This is a genomic window from Streptomyces palmae (assembly GCF_004684805.1).
GTDB lineage: Bacteria > Actinomycetota > Actinomycetes > Streptomycetales > Streptomycetaceae > Streptomyces > Streptomyces palmae.
In genome coordinates this window covers 1-17905 of the sequence record NZ_SRID01000112.1, presented here as the reverse complement: position 1 = coordinate 17905, position 17905 = coordinate 1, and the positions used below count along the sequence as shown (strand labels likewise).

The window sequence follows — 17905 nt, the reverse complement described above, 5'->3', positions numbered from 1 at the left end:
CTCCCTGCCCGCCCGTCCAGGGCGCGACGCGCGGGGCCCGGCGGACCCCGTACTCACTCAAGAAAGGTGCCGACCGGCGTGGCCGACCGTCTCATCGTTCGTGGCGCTCGTGAGCACAACCTCAAGAACGTCTCGCTCGACCTCCCCCGCGACTCCCTCATCGTCTTCACCGGGCTGTCGGGGTCGGGCAAGTCCTCCCTCGCGTTCGACACGATCTTCGCCGAGGGGCAGCGCCGCTACGTCGAGTCGCTCTCCTCCTACGCTCGGCAGTTCCTGGGCCAGATGGACAAGCCCGACGTCGACTTCATCGAGGGCCTGTCCCCAGCCGTCTCCATCGACCAGAAGTCCACCTCGCGCAACCCGCGCTCCACGGTGGGCACGATCACCGAGGTCTACGACTACCTCCGGCTGCTGTTCGCCCGGATCGGCAAGCCGCACTGCCCCGAGTGCGGGCGCCCGATCGCCCGCCAGTCGCCGCAGGCCATCGTGGACAAGGTCCTGGAGCTGCCCGAGGGCAGCCGCTTCCAGGTGCTCTCCCCGCTGGTGCGGGAGCGCAAGGGCGAGTTCGTCGACCTCTTCTCCGACCTCCAGACCAAGGGCTACAGCCGGGCCCGGGTGGACGGGCAGACGATCCAGCTCACCGAGCCGCCCAAGCTGAAGAAGCAGGAGAAGCACACCATCGAGGTGGTCGTGGACCGCCTCACCGTCAAGGACAGCGCCAAGCGCCGGCTCACCGACTCGGTGGAGACCGCGCTCGGGCTCTCCGGCGGCATGGTGATCCTGGACTTCGTGGACCTGGACGAGGACGATCCGCAGCGTGAGCGGATGTTCTCCGAGCACCTCTACTGCCCCTACGACGACCTCTCCTTCGAGGAGCTGGAGCCGCGCTCCTTCTCCTTCAACTCGCCCTTCGGCGCCTGCCCGGACTGCACCGGCATCGGCACCCGGATGGAGGTCGACCCGGAGCTGATCATTCCGGACGAGGAGCGGACCCTGGACGAGGGGGCCATCCACCCCTGGTCGCACGGGCACACCAAGGACTACTTCGGCCGCCTGGTCGGCGCCCTCGCCGACGCACTGGGCTTCCGCACCGACATCCCCTGGGCCGGGCTCCCGCAGCGCGCCAAGAAGGCCCTGCTGAACGGCCACAAGACCCAGATCGAGGTCCGCTACCGCAACCGGTACGGCCGCGAGCGGGCCTACACCACCGCCTTCGAGGGCGCGGTGCCGTTCGTCAAGCGCCGTCACTCGGAGGCGGAGAGCGACTCCAGCCGGGAGCGCTTCGAAGGCTATATGCGCGAGGTGCCCTGCCCCACCTGCGAGGGCACCCGGCTCAAGCCGATCGTGCTCGCGGTCACCGTGCAGGGCCGTTCCATCGCGGACGTCTCCGCGATGTCCATCAGCGAGTGCGCCGAGTTCCTGCGCGGAATGGTGCTCAACGCCCGCGAGAAGAAGATCGCCGAGCGGGTGCTCAAGGAGGTCAACGAGCGACTGCGGTTCCTCGTCGACGTCGGCCTGGACTACCTCTCACTCAACCGGGCGGCGGGCACCCTGTCCGGCGGCGAGGCCCAGCGAATCCGGCTCGCCACCCAGATCGGCTCGGGTCTGGTCGGCGTGCTGTACGTGCTGGACGAGCCCTCCATCGGCCTCCACCAGCGGGACAACCACCGGCTCATCGAGACCCTGGTGCGCCTGCGCGACCTGGGCAACACGCTGATCGTGGTGGAGCACGACGAGGACACCATCAAGACCTCGGACTGGGTGGTGGACATCGGCCCCGGCGCCGGCGAGCACGGCGGCAAGGTGGTGCACAGCGGCCCGCTGGCCGAGCTGCTGACCAACGACGAGTCGATGACCGGGCAGTACCTGGCCGGCAAGAGGTCGATCGCACTGCCCGCGGCGCGCCGCCCGGTGGACACCGAGCGGCAGCTGACCGTGCACGGTGCCCGGGAGAACAACCTCCAGGACATCGACGTGTCCTTCCCGCTCGGTGTGCTCACCGCCGTCACCGGGGTCTCCGGCTCGGGGAAGTCCACGCTGGTCAACGACATCCTCTACACCCACCTCGCCCGCGAGCTGAACGGCGCCCGGTCGGTGCCGGGCCGCCACACCCGGGTGGACGGCGACGACCTGGTGGACAAGGTCGTCCATGTCGACCAGTCCCCGATCGGCCGCACCCCCCGGTCCAACCCGGCCACCTACACCGGCGTCTTCGACCATGTGCGGAAGCTCTTCGCGGAGACCATGGAGGCGAAGGTCCGCGGCTATCTGCCGGGTCGCTTCTCCTTCAACGTCAAGGGCGGCCGGTGCGAGAACTGCGCGGGCGACGGCACCATCAAGATCGAGATGAACTTCCTGCCGGACGTGTACGTACCGTGCGAGGTCTGCCACGGTGCGCGCTACAACCGGGAGACCCTGGAGGTGCACTACAAGGGCAAGTCCATCGCCGAGGTGCTGGACATGCCGATCGAGGAGGCGCTCGAGTTCTTCGAGGCGGTGCCGACCATCGCCCGGCACCTGCGCACCCTCACCGAGGTGGGTCTCGGCTATGTGCGGCTCGGCCAGTCCGCGCCCACCCTCTCCGGTGGTGAGGCCCAGCGGGTCAAGCTCGCCAGCGAGCTCCAGAAGCGGTCGACCGGGCGCACGGTCTACGTCCTGGACGAGCCGACCACCGGCCTCCACTTCGAGGACATCAGCAAGCTGATCAAGGTGCTGTCCGGTCTGGTCGACAAGGGCAACACGGTGATCGTCATCGAGCACAACCTCGATGTGATCAAGACGGCGGACTGGGTCGTGGACATGGGTCCGGAGGGCGGCAGCGGCGGTGGCCTGGTCATCGCCGAGGGCACTCCGGAGCAGGTGGCCGCGGTGCCCGCCAGCCACACCGGCAAGTTCCTGCGGGAGCTGCTGGGGGACCGGGTGAGCGACGCCACGGTGCCGGCGGCCCGCAAGCGGTCGAGCGGTCGGAAGACGGCGAAGACCGTGGCGGCCACCAGCACCGCCGGCCGCCGCACGGCCACGGCGAGGACGGGCGCCGCGAAGAAGGCGACCACGACGAAGGCCGCCGCGAAGAAGGCGGCCGGGAAGAGCACGGCCGAGCAGGTCGACTCCGTCCCCGTGGCGAAGGCGGCGAAGGCGGCGAAGGCCACCACCGCGCGCAAGACGGCCCGGGCCCGCCAGGCCTGAGCCGGACAACCGATCCTGGCCAGGGGACCCATCGCCGGTCCCCTGGCCAGGGCGGGTGACCACCGGCCCCTGCCGGGGCGCCGATGGCCCAGAGCCGCCCTGAGGCGCCCCGGAGCCGGCGCCTCACCGGTCTCGGGTCGGCTCAGCGCCCGACCTCCGTGGCGTAGGGCGGTTGGGCGCCCGGACGGGAGCAGGTCAGGGCGGCGGCGCGGGCGGCGAACCGCAGGACGTCCCGCCAGCCCTCGGCGTCCAGCCCGGCGGCACCCGCCGGGGTCAGCGCCCGGTGCCCGGCCAACCGGTGCAGCAGTGCCGCGTTGACGGTGTCTCCCGCGCCGATGGTGTCCGCCACCGCCCCGACCGGCTCGGCCGGTACGGTCAGCGCCAGGCCGGAGCGGGTCAGCACCCGCAGCCCGGCCGGGCCCCGGGTGAGCACCACCGCGGCCGGCCCCGCGGCCAGCCAGGCGTGAAGAGCCGTGTCGAGATCCGCGCCCTCGTCGCCGACCAGCCACCGGGCGTCGTCCTCGGACAGCTTCAGCAGGCTCACATGGGGCAGCCAGGAGCGGAAGCGGGCCCGGTAGGCGTCCGCGTCCGGGATGAGTCCGGCCCGCACATTGGGGTCCAGCGCGGTGAACAGGCCCCGCCCGGCCTCCCGCAGGAGGAGTGCCTCATAGGCGCCGGCGCCCGGTTCCAGGACCAGCGAGCAGGTGCCGAGCGACAGCGCCCGCGCCGTCTTGGGGAGTGCGCCGGGCAGCTCGAACAGCCGGTCCGCGGTCCCCTCGGCGTAGAAGTGGTAGCCCGCCGAGCCGTCCGCGCCGATACCGGCCACCGCCAGGGTGGTCGGTTCCGGGCCGCGCCGCACCAGCGAGGTGTCCACTCCGTCGGCGCGCAGCCCGGCCAGCAGCGCGTCCCCGAACCCGTCGGTCGAGACCCGGGAGCAGAACGCCACGGGCGAGCCGAGCCGGCCCAGGGCCAGCGCGGTGTTGTACGGGCCGCCACCGCGCCGGGGCAGCAGCGGAGGCAGCCCCGCGTCCGCCGCGTCCTGGGCGGGCAGCGGGCCCGCCGCGGCGGGGGAGGGCACAAGGTCGATCAGGGCTTCACCGGCGACGACGATCATGAGGCGGGTCCTTGGCTGCTCGGTCCGATGGATGGCGTTCCGCCGCTCGGCGGGTGGGTCCCGGCTGCCGGGCGGACGGTGCGTTCCGGCGTCCGCCGCGGCCGTACGGGGGGCGGGGCGTCCGGCCCCTGCCGCGCGGTGCCGCCCGTGCGGCAGGGGCCGGACGCCCCTGCCCCGGGTGCGCAGCCCGCGTGGCCCCGTCCGTCACGGCAGGCAGCCGCAGGAGGCGCGGTGGACGAAGGCGCAGGGCAGCCGGATGTCACGGGCCGGCCGGTCGGGATGCGCCAGCCGGTCGAGCAGCAGGCGTACCGCCCGTGCGCCGATCTCCTGGCCCGGCCGGGCGACCGCGGTCAGCCGGGGGCTGAACACATCCGCCCAGGGGAAGTCGTCGAAGCAGACCAGCGCCACGTCCTCGGGCACTCGGCAGCCCGCCTCCCGCAGTCCCCGCAGGGCGCCGACGGTCATGGTGCGGTCCGCGGTGACCAGCGCGGTGGGCGGCCGGGGCGACTCCAGCAGCCGGTGTACGGCGCTCGCCGCGCCCTCGGCGGCGCAGTGCCCCTGGGCGAGGAGTTCCGGGGCGTAGGCCAGGCCCTGGCGGCGCAGTCCGGTGCGGTAGCCCACCACCCGCTCCGCGGTCCCGCTCACCGCGGCGGGGCCGGCGATCAGGCCGATCCGTACGTGTCCGAGCTCCGCCAGGTGGCCCACCAGGTCGGCCACCGCCGCGGAGCCGTCGGCGCGTACCCGGTCGTGGCCGTCACCCACCGCACGGTCCAGCAGCACGGCCGGGATCCGGCTGCGGGAGAGGTAGTCGAGCAGGGCCGCCGGTTTGGCGGAGGGCGCGACCAGGACTCCGTCGACCCGCCGCTCGTGCAGCAGCCCGACCACCGTGCGCTCATGGGCCGGGTCGTCCCGCGGGTCGGCGATCATCAGGCTGTAGCCGTGTTCCAGGGCGCAGCGCTCCGCCCCCTGGAGCAGCTCCGCGAAAACGGGGTGAGCGCTTGCGGAGATCGCCAGGCCGATCGAGCGGGTACAGGCGGTGACCAGGGAGCGGGCGAGGGTGTTGCGGGTGTAGCCCAGCTCCTCGATCGCGGCCAGCACGGACCGGCGGGTGCCCGGCCGAACCGGCCTGGTCTTGTTCAGTACGTGCGACACGGTGGCCACGGACACCCCGGCGCGCCGGGCCACATCGGCCATGGTCGCCATCCGGCACCCCCTCCGGCCCCCGGTGATCCTCTTCGACGCCGGAAGGTATCTCATCACAGCCGGAGTGCAAGCGCTTACTACTCGCGCCGAATGCCGCGTGGCCCGCGGGGCCGCAGATCTCGCGAACCCCGTGGATCCCGGATGCCCGGCGGCGGCCGCCTCTTCCGGTGCGGACCACCCGCCGAGTCCGGTGGGCCGGTGCCGGGCCGGCGCGGCGGCCGGGTACCGTTCTGCCGTACCTCGCGGTCCGTCGGCCGGTGTGTCCGGCGGGCCGCTCAGCCCGCGATGCCCGGAGCCCCCCATGAGCAGTCAGCCGCCCGCCCGCCGAACCGTGCTGCGCGGGGCCGCCCTGGCCTCGGTCGCCGGACTGGGCGTGGCCGCCTGCTCCCCGGATGGCGGACAGGCCTCGGCCGTGCCGACCGCCCCCGTGGACCTCGGCTCGGCCGAGGAGATCCCGGTCGGCGGCACCAAGGTCTACCGCGAGGACCGGGTGCTGGTGACCCGGGTGGCGAAGGACGAGTACAAGGCGTTCAGCGCCGTGTGCACCCACCGGCAGTGCGTGCTGAACGGGCTGCGGGACGACGAGGCGACCTGCTCCTGCCACGGCAGTGCGTTCGACGTCCGCACCGGCGAGGTGCGGCAGGGCCCGGCGACCCAGGCGCTGCCCGCGGTACCGGTGCGCACCAAGGGCGGCAAGCTGGTGGTCGGCCCGGAGGCCTGACCACGCGGCGGACAGGCGGGCGCCTCCCCGGGCGCCCCGCCCGTCACCCGCGACCACCTTCGCGCGCGACTGCCGCCGGCCCGTCACCGCGGCGGCCCCCGCGAACGACCGCGCCCCGCACGCCCCGCCTGTCACCCGCGGCGAGCGGTGCCCCGTGCGTCACTCACCGCAACCTCCCCCGAGCCGCGGACCCGGGGGTCGGGGCCTTTTCCGGGCCGTACTGTCACCGTCCGCCAGTAGGGTGGTGACCATGGCCGACCCGAGCAGCTACCGACCCAAGCCGGGACAGATCCCCGACTCGCCGGGGGTCTACAAGTTCCGCGACGAGCACCAGCGGGTGATCTACGTCGGGAAGGCGAAGAGCCTGCGCCAGCGGCTCTCCTCGTACTTCCAGGACGTGGCCAACCTCCACCCGCGCACCGCCACGATGGTGACCACCGCCGCGTCCGTGGAGTGGACCGTGGTCTCCACCGAGGTCGAGGCGCTGCAGCTGGAGTACTCCTGGATCAAGGAGTTCGACCCCCGGTTCAACGTCAAGTACCGCGACGACAAGAGCTATCCCTCGCTCGCCGTGACGCTGAACGAGGAGTTCCCCCGCGTCCAGGTGATGCGCGGCCCCAAGAAGAAGGGCGTCCGGTACTTCGGCCCCTACGGCCACGCCTGGGCCATCCGCGAGACCGTCGACCTGATGCTGCGGGTCTTCCCGGTGCGCACCTGCTCGGCCGGGGTGTTCAAGCGCTCGGCGCAGATCGGCAGGCCCTGCCTGCTCGGCTACATCGGCAAGTGCTCCGCCCCCTGCGTGGGCCGGATCAGCGCCGAGGAGCACCGCGAACTCGCCGAGGAGTTCTGCGACTTCATGGCCGGCCGGACCGGCGCCTATCTGCGTCGGCTGGAGCAGCGGATGCACGAGGCGGCCGAGGAGATGGAGTACGAGCGGGCCGCCCGGCTGCGCGATGACATCGGGGCGCTCAGGCGGGCCATGGAGAAGAACGCGGTGGTCCTCGCCGACGCCACCGACGCCGATCTGATCGCGGTGGCCGAGGACGAGCTGGAAGCGGCCGTCCAGATCTTCCATGTGCGCGGCGGCCGGGTGCGCGGCCAGCGCGGCTGGGTCACCGACAAGGTCGAGGCGGTGGACACCGCGGGCCTGGTCGAGCACGCCCTCCAGCAGTTGTACGGCGACGAGGAGGGCGACGCCGCCCAGTCCGCCGGAAGCGGCGGCGTGCCCAAGGAGGTCCTGGTACCGGCCCTCCCGGACCCGGTCGAACCACTGGCGCAGTGGCTCACCGACCGCCGGGGCGCCCGGGTGGACCTGCGCATACCGCAGCGCGGCGACAAGAAGGACCTGATGGCCACGGTGCAGCGGAACGCCCAGCAGGCGCTGGCGCTGCACAAGACCAAGCGCGCCTCCGACCTGACCACCCGCTCCCGCGCGCTGGAGGAGATCGCCGAGGCGCTCGACCTGGACTCCGCCCCGCTGCGCATCGAGTGCTTCGACATCTCGCACCTCCAGGGCGATGACGTGGTGGCCTCCATGGTGGTCTTCGAGGACGGCCTGGCCCGCAAGAGCGAGTACCGCCGCTTCCAGATCAAGGGCCGGGTCGGGGACACCCAGGTCTGGCACGGCCAGGGCCAGGACGACGTGCGCTCCATGCACGAGGTCGTCAGCCGGCGCTTCCGCCGCTATCTCCAGGAGAAGCAGAAGACCGGGGAGTGGCAGGAGGAGGCCGTCGAGGACGCGTCCACCGGTGCCGAGGACACCCCGCCCCAGCCGCCGGCCGAGCCCGGCGGCGGCGCAGACCGGGTGCCCGCCGCAGATGGGGAGCAGGCCGGCCGGGACGAGGACGGGCGGCCCAAGCGGTTCGCCTATCCGCCCCAGCTGGTGGTGGTGGACGGCGGGGCGCCGCAGGTCGCCGCCGCCAAGCGGGCGCTGGACGAGCTGGGCGTCGACGACGTGGCGGTGTGCGGACTGGCCAAGCGGCTGGAGGAGGTCTGGCTGCCGGGTGAGACCGACCCGGTGGTCCTGCCGCGCTCCAGCGAGGGCCTCTACCTGCTCCAGCGGGTCCGCGACGAGGCCCACCGGTTCGCCATCACCTACCAGCGCAGCAAGCGCGCCAAGTCCTTCAAGGCCGGCCCGCTGGACACCGTGCCGGGGCTCGGCGGCACCCGCCGCCAGGCGCTGCTGAAGCACTTCGGCTCGCTGAAGCGGCTGCGGGCCGCCACCATCGAAGAGATCTGCGAGGTCCCCGGCATAGGCCGCAAGACGGCCGAGACCGTTGCCGCGGCCCTTGCCCGGACGGCTCCGGCCGCTCCCGCGGTGAACACCGCCACAGGAGAGATCATGGAGGAAGAGGCCGCTGCCGCGGCGTCGACGTCGACACGGGGGACAGAGAGATGAACGCGCATGAGAGCCAGGGAGACGGAGCACAGGTGAGTACGGGCACGACGGGAGAGGCCCCCGAGACCGCGGCCATTCCCGAGCTGGTGATCATCTCCGGGATGTCCGGGGCGGGGCGCAGCACCGCCGCCAAATGCCTGGAGGACCTCGGCTGGTTCGTGGTGGACAACCTGCCGCCCGCCCTGATCCCCACCATGGTGGACCTGGGCGCCCGCTCCCAGGGCAATGTGGCCCGGATCGCGGTGGTCGTGGACGTCCGCGGCCGGCGCTTCTTCGACAACCTCCGGGAGTCCCTGGCCGACCTGGCGGGGAAGAACGTCAAGCGCCGGGTGCTGTTCCTGGAGGCGTCCGACGAGGCACTGGTCCGGCGCTTCGAGTCGGTGCGCCGTCCGCACCCGCTCCAGGGCGACGGCCGGATCGTGGACGGCATCGCCGCCGAGCGCGACCTGCTGCGCGAGCTGCGCGGCGACGCCGACCTGGTGATCGACACCTCCAGCCTCAACGTCCACGAGCTGCGCGCCAAGATGGACGCCCAGTTCGCCGGGGAGGAGGAGCCGGAGCTGCGGGCCACCGTGATGTCCTTCGGCTACAAGTACGGCCTGCCGGTCGACGCCGACCTGGTGGTGGACTGCCGCTTCCTTCCCAACCCGCACTGGGTCCCCGAGCTGCGCCCCTTCACCGGGCTCAACGAGGAGGTCTCCGACTACGTCTTCAACCAGCCCGGTGCCAAGGAGTTCCTGGACCAGTACGCCGAGCTGCTCCACCTGATCGCGGCCGGCTACCGCCGGGAGGGCAAGCGCTATGTGACCATCGCGGTCGGCTGCACCGGCGGCAAGCACCGCAGCGTCGCCATGGCCGAGCGGCTCGCCCCGCGGCTGGCCGCGGAGGGCGTGGAGACCGTGGTGGTGCACCGGGACATGGGGCGCGAGTGAGCCATTCGCCCATCCGCACCCGACGGCTGCGCAGACTCGTCGGAGGCCGCGGCGGCCGCGGTGCGCAGCCCAAGGTCGTCGCGCTCGGCGGCGGCATGGGGCTGTCCGCCTCGCTGGCCGCGCTGCGCCGGATCACCGGAGACGTGACCGCCGTCGTCACCGTCGCCGACGACGGCGGCTCCAGTGGCCGGCTCCGCGACGAGCTGGGGGTGCTGCCCCCCGGCGACCTGCGCAAGGCGCTGGCCGCGCTGTGCGGCGACGACGACTGGGGCCAGACCTGGGCCCGGGTGATCCAGCACCGCTTCGCCAGCGAGGGCGACCTGCACGGCCACGCCGTCGGCAATCTGCTGATCGTGGCGCTCTGGGAACAGCTGGGCGACCCGGTGAAGGCCCTGGAGTGGGTCGGCCGGCTGCTCGGCGCGCACGGCCGGGTGCTGCCCATGTCGGCGGTCCCGCTGGAGCTCCACGCCCTGGTGCGGGGTCATGACCCGCAGCGGCCCGAGGAGGTCGGCACCGTGCGCGGTCAGGCCACCGTGGCGCTCACCCCGGGCGAGGTGCAGTCGGTGCGCCTGGTCCCGGAGGACCCGCCGGCGGTGCCGGAGGCGGTCGCCGCGGTGCTGGACGCCGACTGGGTGGTGGTGGGCCCCGGCTCCTGGTTCACCTCGGTCATACCCCACCTGCTCGTGCCCGAGCTGCTGGACGCGCTGATCGAGACCAAGGCCCGGCGGGTGCTCTCGCTCAACCTGGCGCCGCAGCCCGGCGAAACCGAAGGCTTCTCCCCGCAGCGTCATTTGGAGGTTTTGGCCCGACACGCCCCTAAACTCGCCTTCGACGTGGTGCTGGCCGACGCCGCCGCCGTGCCCGACCGGAGCAGTCTGTCCGAGGCCGGCAAGCGGCTGGGGGCCGCGGTCGAGCTGGCCCCCGTGGCGGCGCCCGGCGGGGCTCCCCGGCACGACCCGGAGCTGCTGGCAGCCGCGTACGACCGTATTTTTCGGATGCATGGAAGGATCGGCCCATGGCGATGACGCCAGCGGTGAAGGACGAAATCTCCCGGCTTCCCGTCACCCGGACCTGCTGCCGGAAGGCGGAGGTGTCGGCGATCCTGAGGTTCGCGGGCGGGCTGCACCTGGTCAGCGGCCGCATCGTGATCGAGGCCGAGCTGGACACCGGCATCGCCGCCCGGCGGCTGCGCAAGGACATCCTGGAGATCTTCGGCCACAGCTCCGACCTGGTGGTGATGGCCCCCGGCGGGCTGCGCCGGGGCAGCCGCTACGTGGTCCGGGTGGTCGCCGGCGGTGACCAGCTGGCCCGTCAGACCGGGCTGGTGGACGGGCGCGGCCGACCCATCCGCGGTCTGCCGCCGCAGGTGGTCTCCGGCGCCACCTGCGACGCCGAGGCCGCCTGGCGCGGAGCCTTCCTGGCCCACGGTTCGCTCACCGAGCCGGGCCGCTCCTCCTCCCTCGAGGTCACCTGCCCGGGGCCGGAGGCGGCGCTCGCCCTGGTCGGTGCCGCCCGCCGGCTGCAGATCGCGGCCAAGGCGCGCGAGGTGCGCGGGGTTGACCGGGTGGTCGTCCGGGACGGTGATGCGATCGGCGCGCTGTTGACGCGTCTGGGAGCCCACGAGTCGGTGCTGGCGTGGGAGGAGCGGCGGATGCGCCGCGAGGTGCGCGCCACCGCCAACCGGCTGGCCAACTTCGACGACGCCAACCTGCGCCGGTCCGCGCGCGCCGCGGTGGCCGCCGGCGCGCGGGTGCAGCGGGCGCTGGAGATCCTCGGCGAGGAGGTGCCCGAGCACCTGGCCGCCGCCGGCCGGCTGCGCATGGAGCACAAGCAGGCGTCCCTGGAGGAGCTGGGCGCACTGGCCGACCCGCCGCTGACCAAGGACGCGGTGGCGGGGCGCATCCGCCGGCTGCTGGCGATGGCGGACAAGCGGGCGCAGGACCTGGGGATCCCGGGCACCGAGTCCAATCTGACGGAGGAGATGGCCGAGGGCATGGTCGGCTGACCGCCCTCCCGGCACCGGCTTCGGGCCGCCGGTGCCGGTGTTCGCCACGCGGCCGGAAGGAGCGTCAAGGCGCCTGGTGTCAACGCGGCCAATGTCACGAAGGTCCGGTCCAAGGGGTAGGGTCGGAGGCGGTCGGGGACAACCCATACAGCTCGCCGGCGTCCAGACCGGCGCACCTGACGAGGAGATCGGTTCGTGACGATCCGCGTAGGCATCAACGGCTTCGGCCGTATCGGACGGAACTATTTCCGCGCGCTTCTGGAGCAGGGTGCGGACATCGAGATCGTCGGTGTCAACGACCTGACCGACAACGCCACCCTGGTCCACCTGCTGAAGTACGACACCATCCTGGGCCGTCTCAAGCACGAGGTCAGCCACACCGAGGACACCATCACGGTGGGCCGCCAGACCTTCAAGACCCTCGCCGAGCGCGATCCGGCCCAGCTCCCGTGGGCCGAGTTGGGCGCCGACATCGTCGTCGAGTCCACCGGCATCTTCACCAAGCGCGAGGACGCCGCCAAGCACCTGACCGCGGGCGCCAAGAAGGTGCTGATCTCCGCGCCCGCCAAGGGCGAGGACATCACCATCGTCATGGGCGTCAACCAGGGCACGTACGACGCGGCCAACCACCACGTCATCTCCAACGCCTCCTGCACCACCAACTGCGTGGCGCCGATGGCCAAGGTCATGGACGAGAGCTTCGGCATCGCCAAGGGCCTGATGACGACCGTTCACGCGTACACCAACGACCAGCGCATCCTGGACTTCCCGCACCGCGACCTGCGCCGCGCTCGCGCCGCCGCGCAGAACATCATCCCGACCTCGACCGGGGCCGCCAAGGCCACCGCCCTGGTGCTCCCGCAGCTCAAGGGCAAGTTGGACGGCATCGCCATGCGCGTGCCGGTGCCCACCGGCTCGGTCACCGACCTGGTCCTGGAGCTGGACCGCGAGGTCACCCGGGACGAGATCAACACCGCCTTCCAGAAGGCCGCCGAGGGCCAGCTGAAGGGCATCGTGGAGTACACCGAGGACCCGATCGTCTCGTCCGACATCGTCAACTGGCCGGCTTCCTGCACCTTCGACGCCTCGCTCACCATGGCGCAGGGCAAGCAGGTTAAGATCGTCGGTTGGTACGACAACGAGTGGGGCTACTCCAACCGCCTGGTGGACCTGACGGTCTTCGTCGGCGGCCAGCTCTGATCCCGGTCGTCGGGCACCGCGTCTGAACTGGCGCTGAGCGGCAAACAGAGGTGAGTGACGGGGCCCGCGCTGTGCGTTGCGCGGGCCCCGTCGCCTGTCCTGACCCTAAGGAACCCATACATATGAGAACGATCGACGACCTTGACGTCGCCGGGCGCCGAGTGTTCGTGCGCGCGGACCTCAATGTCCCGCTCGAAGGCACTGCGTCCGACGCAGAGACGGTCATCACCGACGACGGCCGGATCCGCGCCGTCGCGCCGACCATCGCCAAGCTGGCCGCGGCCGGTGCCAAGGTGATCGTCGCCTCGCATCTGGGCCGGCCCAAGGGCGCCCCGGACCCGCAGTACACCCTCGCCCCGGTCGCCATCCGGCTGGGTGAGATCCTCGGCAAGCCGGTCGGCTTCGCGACCGACACCGTGGGGGACAGCGCGAAGGCCACCGTCGCCGCTCTGGGCGACGGCGAGGTCACGCTGCTGGAGAACCTCCGCTTCAACGCCGGCGAGACCAGTAAGGACGACGCCGAGCGCGGCGCCTTCGCCGACCGGCTGGCCGAGCTCGCCGACCTCTACGTCGGGGACGGCTTCGGTGCGGTGCACCGCAAGCACGCCTCGGTGTACGACCTGCCGGCCCGGCTGCCGCACGCCGCCGGCGACCTGATCGCCACCGAGGTCGGCGTCCTCAAGAAGCTCACCGAGGACGTCCGGCGCCCCTATGTGGTGGTGCTCGGCGGCGCCAAGGTCTCCGACAAGCTGGGGGTGATCGACCACCTCCTGGAGAAGGCCGACCGCATCCTGGTCGGCGGCGGCATGGCGTACACCTTCCTCAAGGCCAAGGGCCACGAGGTGGGCATCTCGCTGCTCCAGGAAGACCAGATCCCGGCCTGCCTGGAGTACCTGGCACGGGCCGAGCAGCGCGGCGTGGAGTTCGTGCTCCCGGTCGACGTGCTGGTCTCGTCCGAGTTCCCGGACCTGAAGACCAAGGCCCCGGCCAACCCCAGGACCGTCGCCGCGGACGCCATCCCGGCCGACGAGGAGGGGCTGGACATCGGCCCGAAGACGCGGGAGCTGTACGCGGCGAAGCTCGCCGACGCCGGCACCGTCTTCTGGAACGGCCCGATGGGCGTCTTCGAGCACCCGGACTACGCGGGCGGCACCCGAGCCGTGGCGCAGGGCCTGCTGGACAGCCCGGCCTTCACCGTCGTGGGCGGCGGCGACTCGGCCGCGGCGGTGCGCACCCTGGGCTTCGACGAGTCCGCTTTCGGTCACATCTCGACCGGCGGCGGCGCCAGCCTTGAATACCTCGAGGGCAAGACCCTCCCCGGCCTCGCCGCACTGGAGGACTGAACACCGTGAGTGACCGTACCCCGCTGATGGCGGGCAACTGGAAGATGAACCTCAACCACCTCGAGGCCATCGCGCACGTCCAGAAGCTCGCCTTCGCGCTCACCGGCAAGGACCACGAGGCCGTCGAGGTCGCGGTCCTGCCGCCGTTCACCGACCTGCGCTCGGTGCAGACGCTGGTCGAGGGCGACAAGCTGAAGATCAAGTACGGCGCCCAGGACCTGTCGGCGCACGACTCCGGTGCGTACACCGGCGAGGTCTCCGGCGCCATGCTGGCCAAGCTCAAGTGCGCCTACGTCACCGTCGGGCACTCCGAGCGGCGGCAGTACCACGCCGAGACCGACGAGGTGTGCAACGCCAAGGTCAAGGCGGCCTACCGGCACGGCCTCACCCCGATCCTCTGCGTCGGGGAGGGCCTGGAGGTCCGCAAGGCCGGCAACCAGGTGGCGCACACCCTGGCCCAGGTCGACGGCGGTCTGAAGGACATCCCGGCCGAGCAGGCCGAGTCCGTCGTGATCGCCTACGAGCCGGTCTGGGCGATCGGCACCGGCGAGGTGGCCACCCCGGAGGACGCCCAGGAGGTGTGCGGCGCCATCCGCGGGCGGCTCGCCGAGCTGTACGGCCAGGAGGTGGCCGACAAGATCCGCATCCAGTACGGCGGCTCGGTGAAGGCCGGGAACGTCGCGGCGATCATGGCGCAGCCGGACGTGGACGGCGCGCTGGTGGGCGGCGCCGCACTGGACGCGGACGAGTTCGTCAGGATCGTGCGCTTCCGCGACCAGTAGGAACCCGTCGTCACCGCGACGATCAGCGGCTATGACGACGGGCACCGACCGTCGTACTCTGTCGGGGCCGGGAGGGGCGCGTACGCGTGCCACCCGGCCCCGGCGTTATCCTTCAGTTTTGCTCAGCCTCACCCAGTTCCGTCAGTACCTGCACCCGAGAGAGTTGGTCCAGCCGTGGTCATGGGGTTCTCGATCGCCCTCATCGTCTTCAGCGTTCTGTTGATGATGCTGGTGCTCATGCACAAGGGGAAGGGCGGAGGCCTGTCCGACATGTTCGGTGGCGGCATGCAGTCCTCCGTGGGCGGCTCCTCGGTCGCGGAGCGCAACCTCGACCGGATCACCGTCGTGGTCGGTCTGCTCTGGTTCGTCTGCATCGTGGTGCTCGGGCTGCTGATGAAGCTCGACAACTGACGCACCGTCGTCGGCGCGGCCTATCATGGGGCGGCGTCCTCCGAACGGAGTAGTACCTCCCGCGGACGGACGCGCGTTGGGCCTTACATAGACTGGGGCGCCCGCGGCGGAGCTGCTGTCAACGCTTCGCGGCACCATCACGCAGGGAGTTACGACCGTGGCAAGTGGCAACGCGATCCGAGGGAGTCGGGTCGGAGCGGGGCCGATGGGAGAGGCGGAGCGAGGCGAGTCGGCGCCGCGTCTGCGCATCTCCTTCTGGTGCGCTAACGAGCACGAGACTCAGCCGAGCTTCGCCAGCGACGCGCAGATCCCGGACACTTGGGACTGCCCCCGCTGCGGCCTCCCGGCCGGCAAGGACCGGGAGAACCCGCCGGACGCGCCGCGTACCGAGCCCTACAAGACGCACCTGGCGTACGTTCGGGAGCGGCGCAGCGACGCCGACGGCGAGGCGATCCTCGCCGAGGCGCTCGCCAAGCTCCGCGGCGAGATCTGACGGATCCCACCGCGACCATCAGGGCAACGGCCCGTCCGGGTAACCGGGCGGGCCGTTGCCATTGCCGTCCCCACACGGCTTTAAGGTGGTGGAGGCGGGGTCGCAGGCACGAGAAGAAGTGGGCTGATGTCCGAGATGAACGCAGAAGGCCGCAGCAGGCTCGACCAGTTGCCCGAGTGGCAGGCGCTGTCCACTCACCGTCAGGAACTCCACGACGTACATCTGCGCGAGCTGTTCGCCGCCGACCCCGGGCGCGCCGAGCGGTACACCCTCGACGTCGGTGACCTCCACCTGGACTACTCCAAGCACCTGGTGACGGACGAGACCCTGCGGCTGCTGCGCGAACTGGCCGCCGCGACCGGGGTCGCCGAACTGCGGGACGCCATGTTCCGCGGCCAGCGGATCAACATCACCGAGGACCGGGCGGTGCTGCACACCGCGCTGCGCGCCCCCCACTCGGCGGTGATGCCGGTGGACGGCGAGGACGTCATCCCGGAAGTGCACGCGGTGCTCACCAAGATGGGGACCTTCGTCGACCGGGTGCGCTGCGGCGACTGGACCGGGCACACCGGCAAGCGCATCAGGACCGTGGTCAACATCGGCATCGGCGGCTCCGATCTCGGTCCGGCGATGGCCTATGAGGCCCTCCGCGCCTACACCACGCGTGAGCTGGACTTCCGCTTCGTCTCCAATGTGGACGGGGCCGACCTGCACGAGGCGCTGCGCGGACTGGACCCGGCCGAGACGCTGTTCATCGTCGCGTCCAAGACCTTCACCACCATCGAGACCATCACCAACGCCACCTCGGCCCGGAACTGGCTGCTGAGCGGACTGGGGGCGGGCGGCGAGGCGGTGGCCCAGCACTTCGTGGCGCTGTCCACCAACGCCGAGAAGGTGGCCGAGTTCGGTATCGACCCCCAGAACATGTTCGAGTTCTGGGACTGGGTCGGCGGCCGCTACTCCTATGACTCGGCCATCGGGCTCTCCCTGATGCTCGCCATCGGTTCGGACCACTTCCGGGAGATGCTCGCCGGCTTCCACGAGATGGACGAGCACTTCCGCACCGCCCCGCCGGAGGAGAACGCTCCGCTGCTGCTGGGGCTGCTGGGGATCTGGTACAACAACTTCCACGACGCCCAGTCGCACGCGGTCCTGCCGTACAGCCACTACCTGTCGAAGTTCACCGCCTACCTCCAGCAGCTGGACATGGAGTCCAACGGCAAGTCGGTGGACCGCCAGGGGGAGCCGGTGCGCTGGCAGACCGGCCCGGTGGTCTGGGGCACCCCGGGCACCAACGGGCAGCACGCCTACTACCAGCTGCTGCACCAGGGCACCAAGGTCGTCCCGGCGGATCTGATCGGCTTCGCCAAGCCGGTGGAGGACCTGCCGCCGGACCTGGCGGGCCAGCACGACCTGCTGATGGCCAACCTCTTCGCCCAGGGGCAGGCGTTGGCCTTCGGCAAGACGCCGGAGGAGGTCTCGGCGGAGGGTGTGTCCGCCGAGCTGGTGCCGCACCGGACCTTCCGCGGCAACCACCCCACCACCACCATCCTGGCCAAGGAACTCAGCCCGTCCGTGCTGGGGCAGCTGATCGCGCTCTACGAGCACAAGGTGTTCGTCCAGGGCGCGGTGTGGGACATCGACTCCTTCGACCAGTGGGGCGTCGAGTTGGGCAAGGTGCTGGCCAAGCGGGTGGAGCCGGCGCTGACGGAGGGCGTGGAGGTGGCGGGGCTTGACGCGTCGACGGCGGGGTTGGTGGCGACGTATCGGGCGATGCGGGGGCGGTGAGCGGTGGGCTGAGGTGGGTGAGTGGCCGCGGGTCGTTCGTGGCTGGTCGCGCGGGTTGACCGTTGTGGTGGCGCGGTGTTGGCGGCCGCGGGTGGATTGTGGCTGGTCGCGCAGTTCCTCGCGCCCCTTTGGGGCGGGGGTTCCTCGTGGCGGGGTGGGCACGCTGAGCGCCGGGCTGAGGTGGGGTGAGCAGCTGCGGGTGTGCGGTGGCTGGTCGCGCGGTTCCCCGCGCCCCTGTGGGGGCGCCTGTGGTTGTGCGGGTTCCCCGCGCCCCTTGGGGGCGCGGGGAACTGGGTGATGGTGGGTCAGGGGCTTGCCGGGGGGTAGAG

14 protein-coding genes are annotated in these 17905 nt (G+C 71.8%); 12 read left to right on the top strand and 2 right to left on the bottom strand.

Features of this window, described 5'->3' with window-relative positions; translation table 11 throughout:
- The first annotated feature begins 78 nt into the window (after positions 1 to 78).
- Entirely contained in the window at positions 79 to 3186 is a 3108-nt protein-coding gene (gene uvrA / locus E4099_RS14445; RefSeq protein ID WP_135339446.1) for an excinuclease ABC subunit UvrA, read from the top strand.
- 142 nt (positions 3187 to 3328) lie between these two features.
- Here the strand turns inward: uvrA and E4099_RS14440 are convergent, their stop codons facing one another.
- Positions 3329 to 4300, bottom strand: a complete 972-nt coding sequence (locus E4099_RS14440) for a carbohydrate kinase family protein (RefSeq protein WP_135339445.1) — start codon at positions 4298 to 4300, stop codon at positions 3329 to 3331.
- Positions 4301 to 4504: 204 nt separating this feature from the next.
- Positions 4505 to 5503, bottom strand: coding sequence for a LacI family DNA-binding transcriptional regulator (locus E4099_RS14435; RefSeq protein ID WP_135339444.1), 999 nt, complete (start codon positions 5501 to 5503; stop codon positions 4505 to 4507).
- 301 nt (positions 5504 to 5804) lie between these two features.
- Here E4099_RS14435 and E4099_RS14430 point away from each other — a divergent pair, with 301 nt between their 5' ends.
- The 11 genes from E4099_RS14430 to pgi all read left to right on the top strand — a co-directional run bounded on the left by E4099_RS14430 (position 5805) and on the right by pgi (position 17576).
- Positions 5805 to 6224: a QcrA and Rieske domain-containing protein gene (locus E4099_RS14430; RefSeq protein ID WP_135339443.1), complete on the top strand. Its 420-nt coding sequence runs from the start codon at positions 5805 to 5807 to the stop codon at positions 6222 to 6224.
- Positions 6225 to 6474: 250 nt separating this feature from the next.
- The gene (uvrC, locus tag E4099_RS14425) at positions 6475 to 8622 is read left to right on the top strand and encodes an excinuclease ABC subunit UvrC (protein WP_135339442.1); all 2148 of its coding nucleotides are present in this window, start codon (positions 6475 to 6477) and stop codon (positions 8620 to 8622) included.
- On the top strand, positions 8619 to 9554 hold the full coding sequence (rapZ, locus tag E4099_RS14420; protein WP_135339441.1) for an RNase adapter RapZ: 936 nt from the start codon (positions 8619 to 8621) through the stop codon (positions 9552 to 9554). The genes uvrC and rapZ overlap by 4 nt, the downstream gene beginning before the upstream one ends.
- On the top strand, positions 9551 to 10579 hold the full coding sequence (locus E4099_RS14415) for a gluconeogenesis factor YvcK family protein (protein ID WP_209446620.1): 1029 nt from the start codon (positions 9551 to 9553) through the stop codon (positions 10577 to 10579). Before rapZ ends, E4099_RS14415 begins: the two co-directional genes overlap by 4 nt.
- Positions 10570 to 11559 (top strand): DNA-binding protein WhiA, encoded by a 990-nt coding sequence (gene whiA / locus E4099_RS14410; protein ID WP_135339440.1) that lies wholly within the window; start codon positions 10570 to 10572, stop codon positions 11557 to 11559. The genes E4099_RS14415 and whiA overlap by 10 nt, the downstream gene beginning before the upstream one ends.
- Positions 11560 to 11754: 195 nt before the next feature.
- Complete coding sequence (gap, locus tag E4099_RS14405; RefSeq protein ID WP_135339439.1) at positions 11755 to 12759, top strand: type I glyceraldehyde-3-phosphate dehydrogenase; 1005 nt, start codon at positions 11755 to 11757, stop codon at positions 12757 to 12759.
- A 122-nt stretch (positions 12760 to 12881) separates the two neighbouring features.
- Positions 12882 to 14102, top strand: a complete 1221-nt coding sequence (locus tag E4099_RS14400) for a phosphoglycerate kinase (protein WP_135339438.1) — start codon at positions 12882 to 12884, stop codon at positions 14100 to 14102.
- 5 nt (positions 14103 to 14107) lie between these two features.
- On the top strand, positions 14108 to 14884 hold the full coding sequence (tpiA, locus tag E4099_RS14395) for a triose-phosphate isomerase (protein ID WP_135339437.1): 777 nt from the start codon (positions 14108 to 14110) through the stop codon (positions 14882 to 14884).
- 180 nt (positions 14885 to 15064) lie between these two features.
- A complete protein-coding gene (gene secG / locus E4099_RS14390) occupies positions 15065 to 15295 on the top strand; it encodes a preprotein translocase subunit SecG (RefSeq protein WP_135339436.1) in 231 nt (76 codons plus the stop codon).
- Positions 15296 to 15452: 157 nt separating this feature from the next.
- Positions 15453 to 15788 carry an RNA polymerase-binding protein RbpA gene (locus E4099_RS14385; protein ID WP_135339435.1) on the top strand — a complete coding sequence of 112 codons (336 nt, stop codon included), beginning with the start codon at positions 15453 to 15455 and terminating at the stop codon, positions 15786 to 15788.
- Positions 15789 to 15923: 135 nt separating this feature from the next.
- Complete coding sequence (pgi, locus tag E4099_RS14380; RefSeq protein WP_135339447.1) at positions 15924 to 17576, top strand: glucose-6-phosphate isomerase; 1653 nt, start codon at positions 15924 to 15926, stop codon at positions 17574 to 17576.
- Positions 17577 to 17905 lie beyond the last annotated feature (329 nt).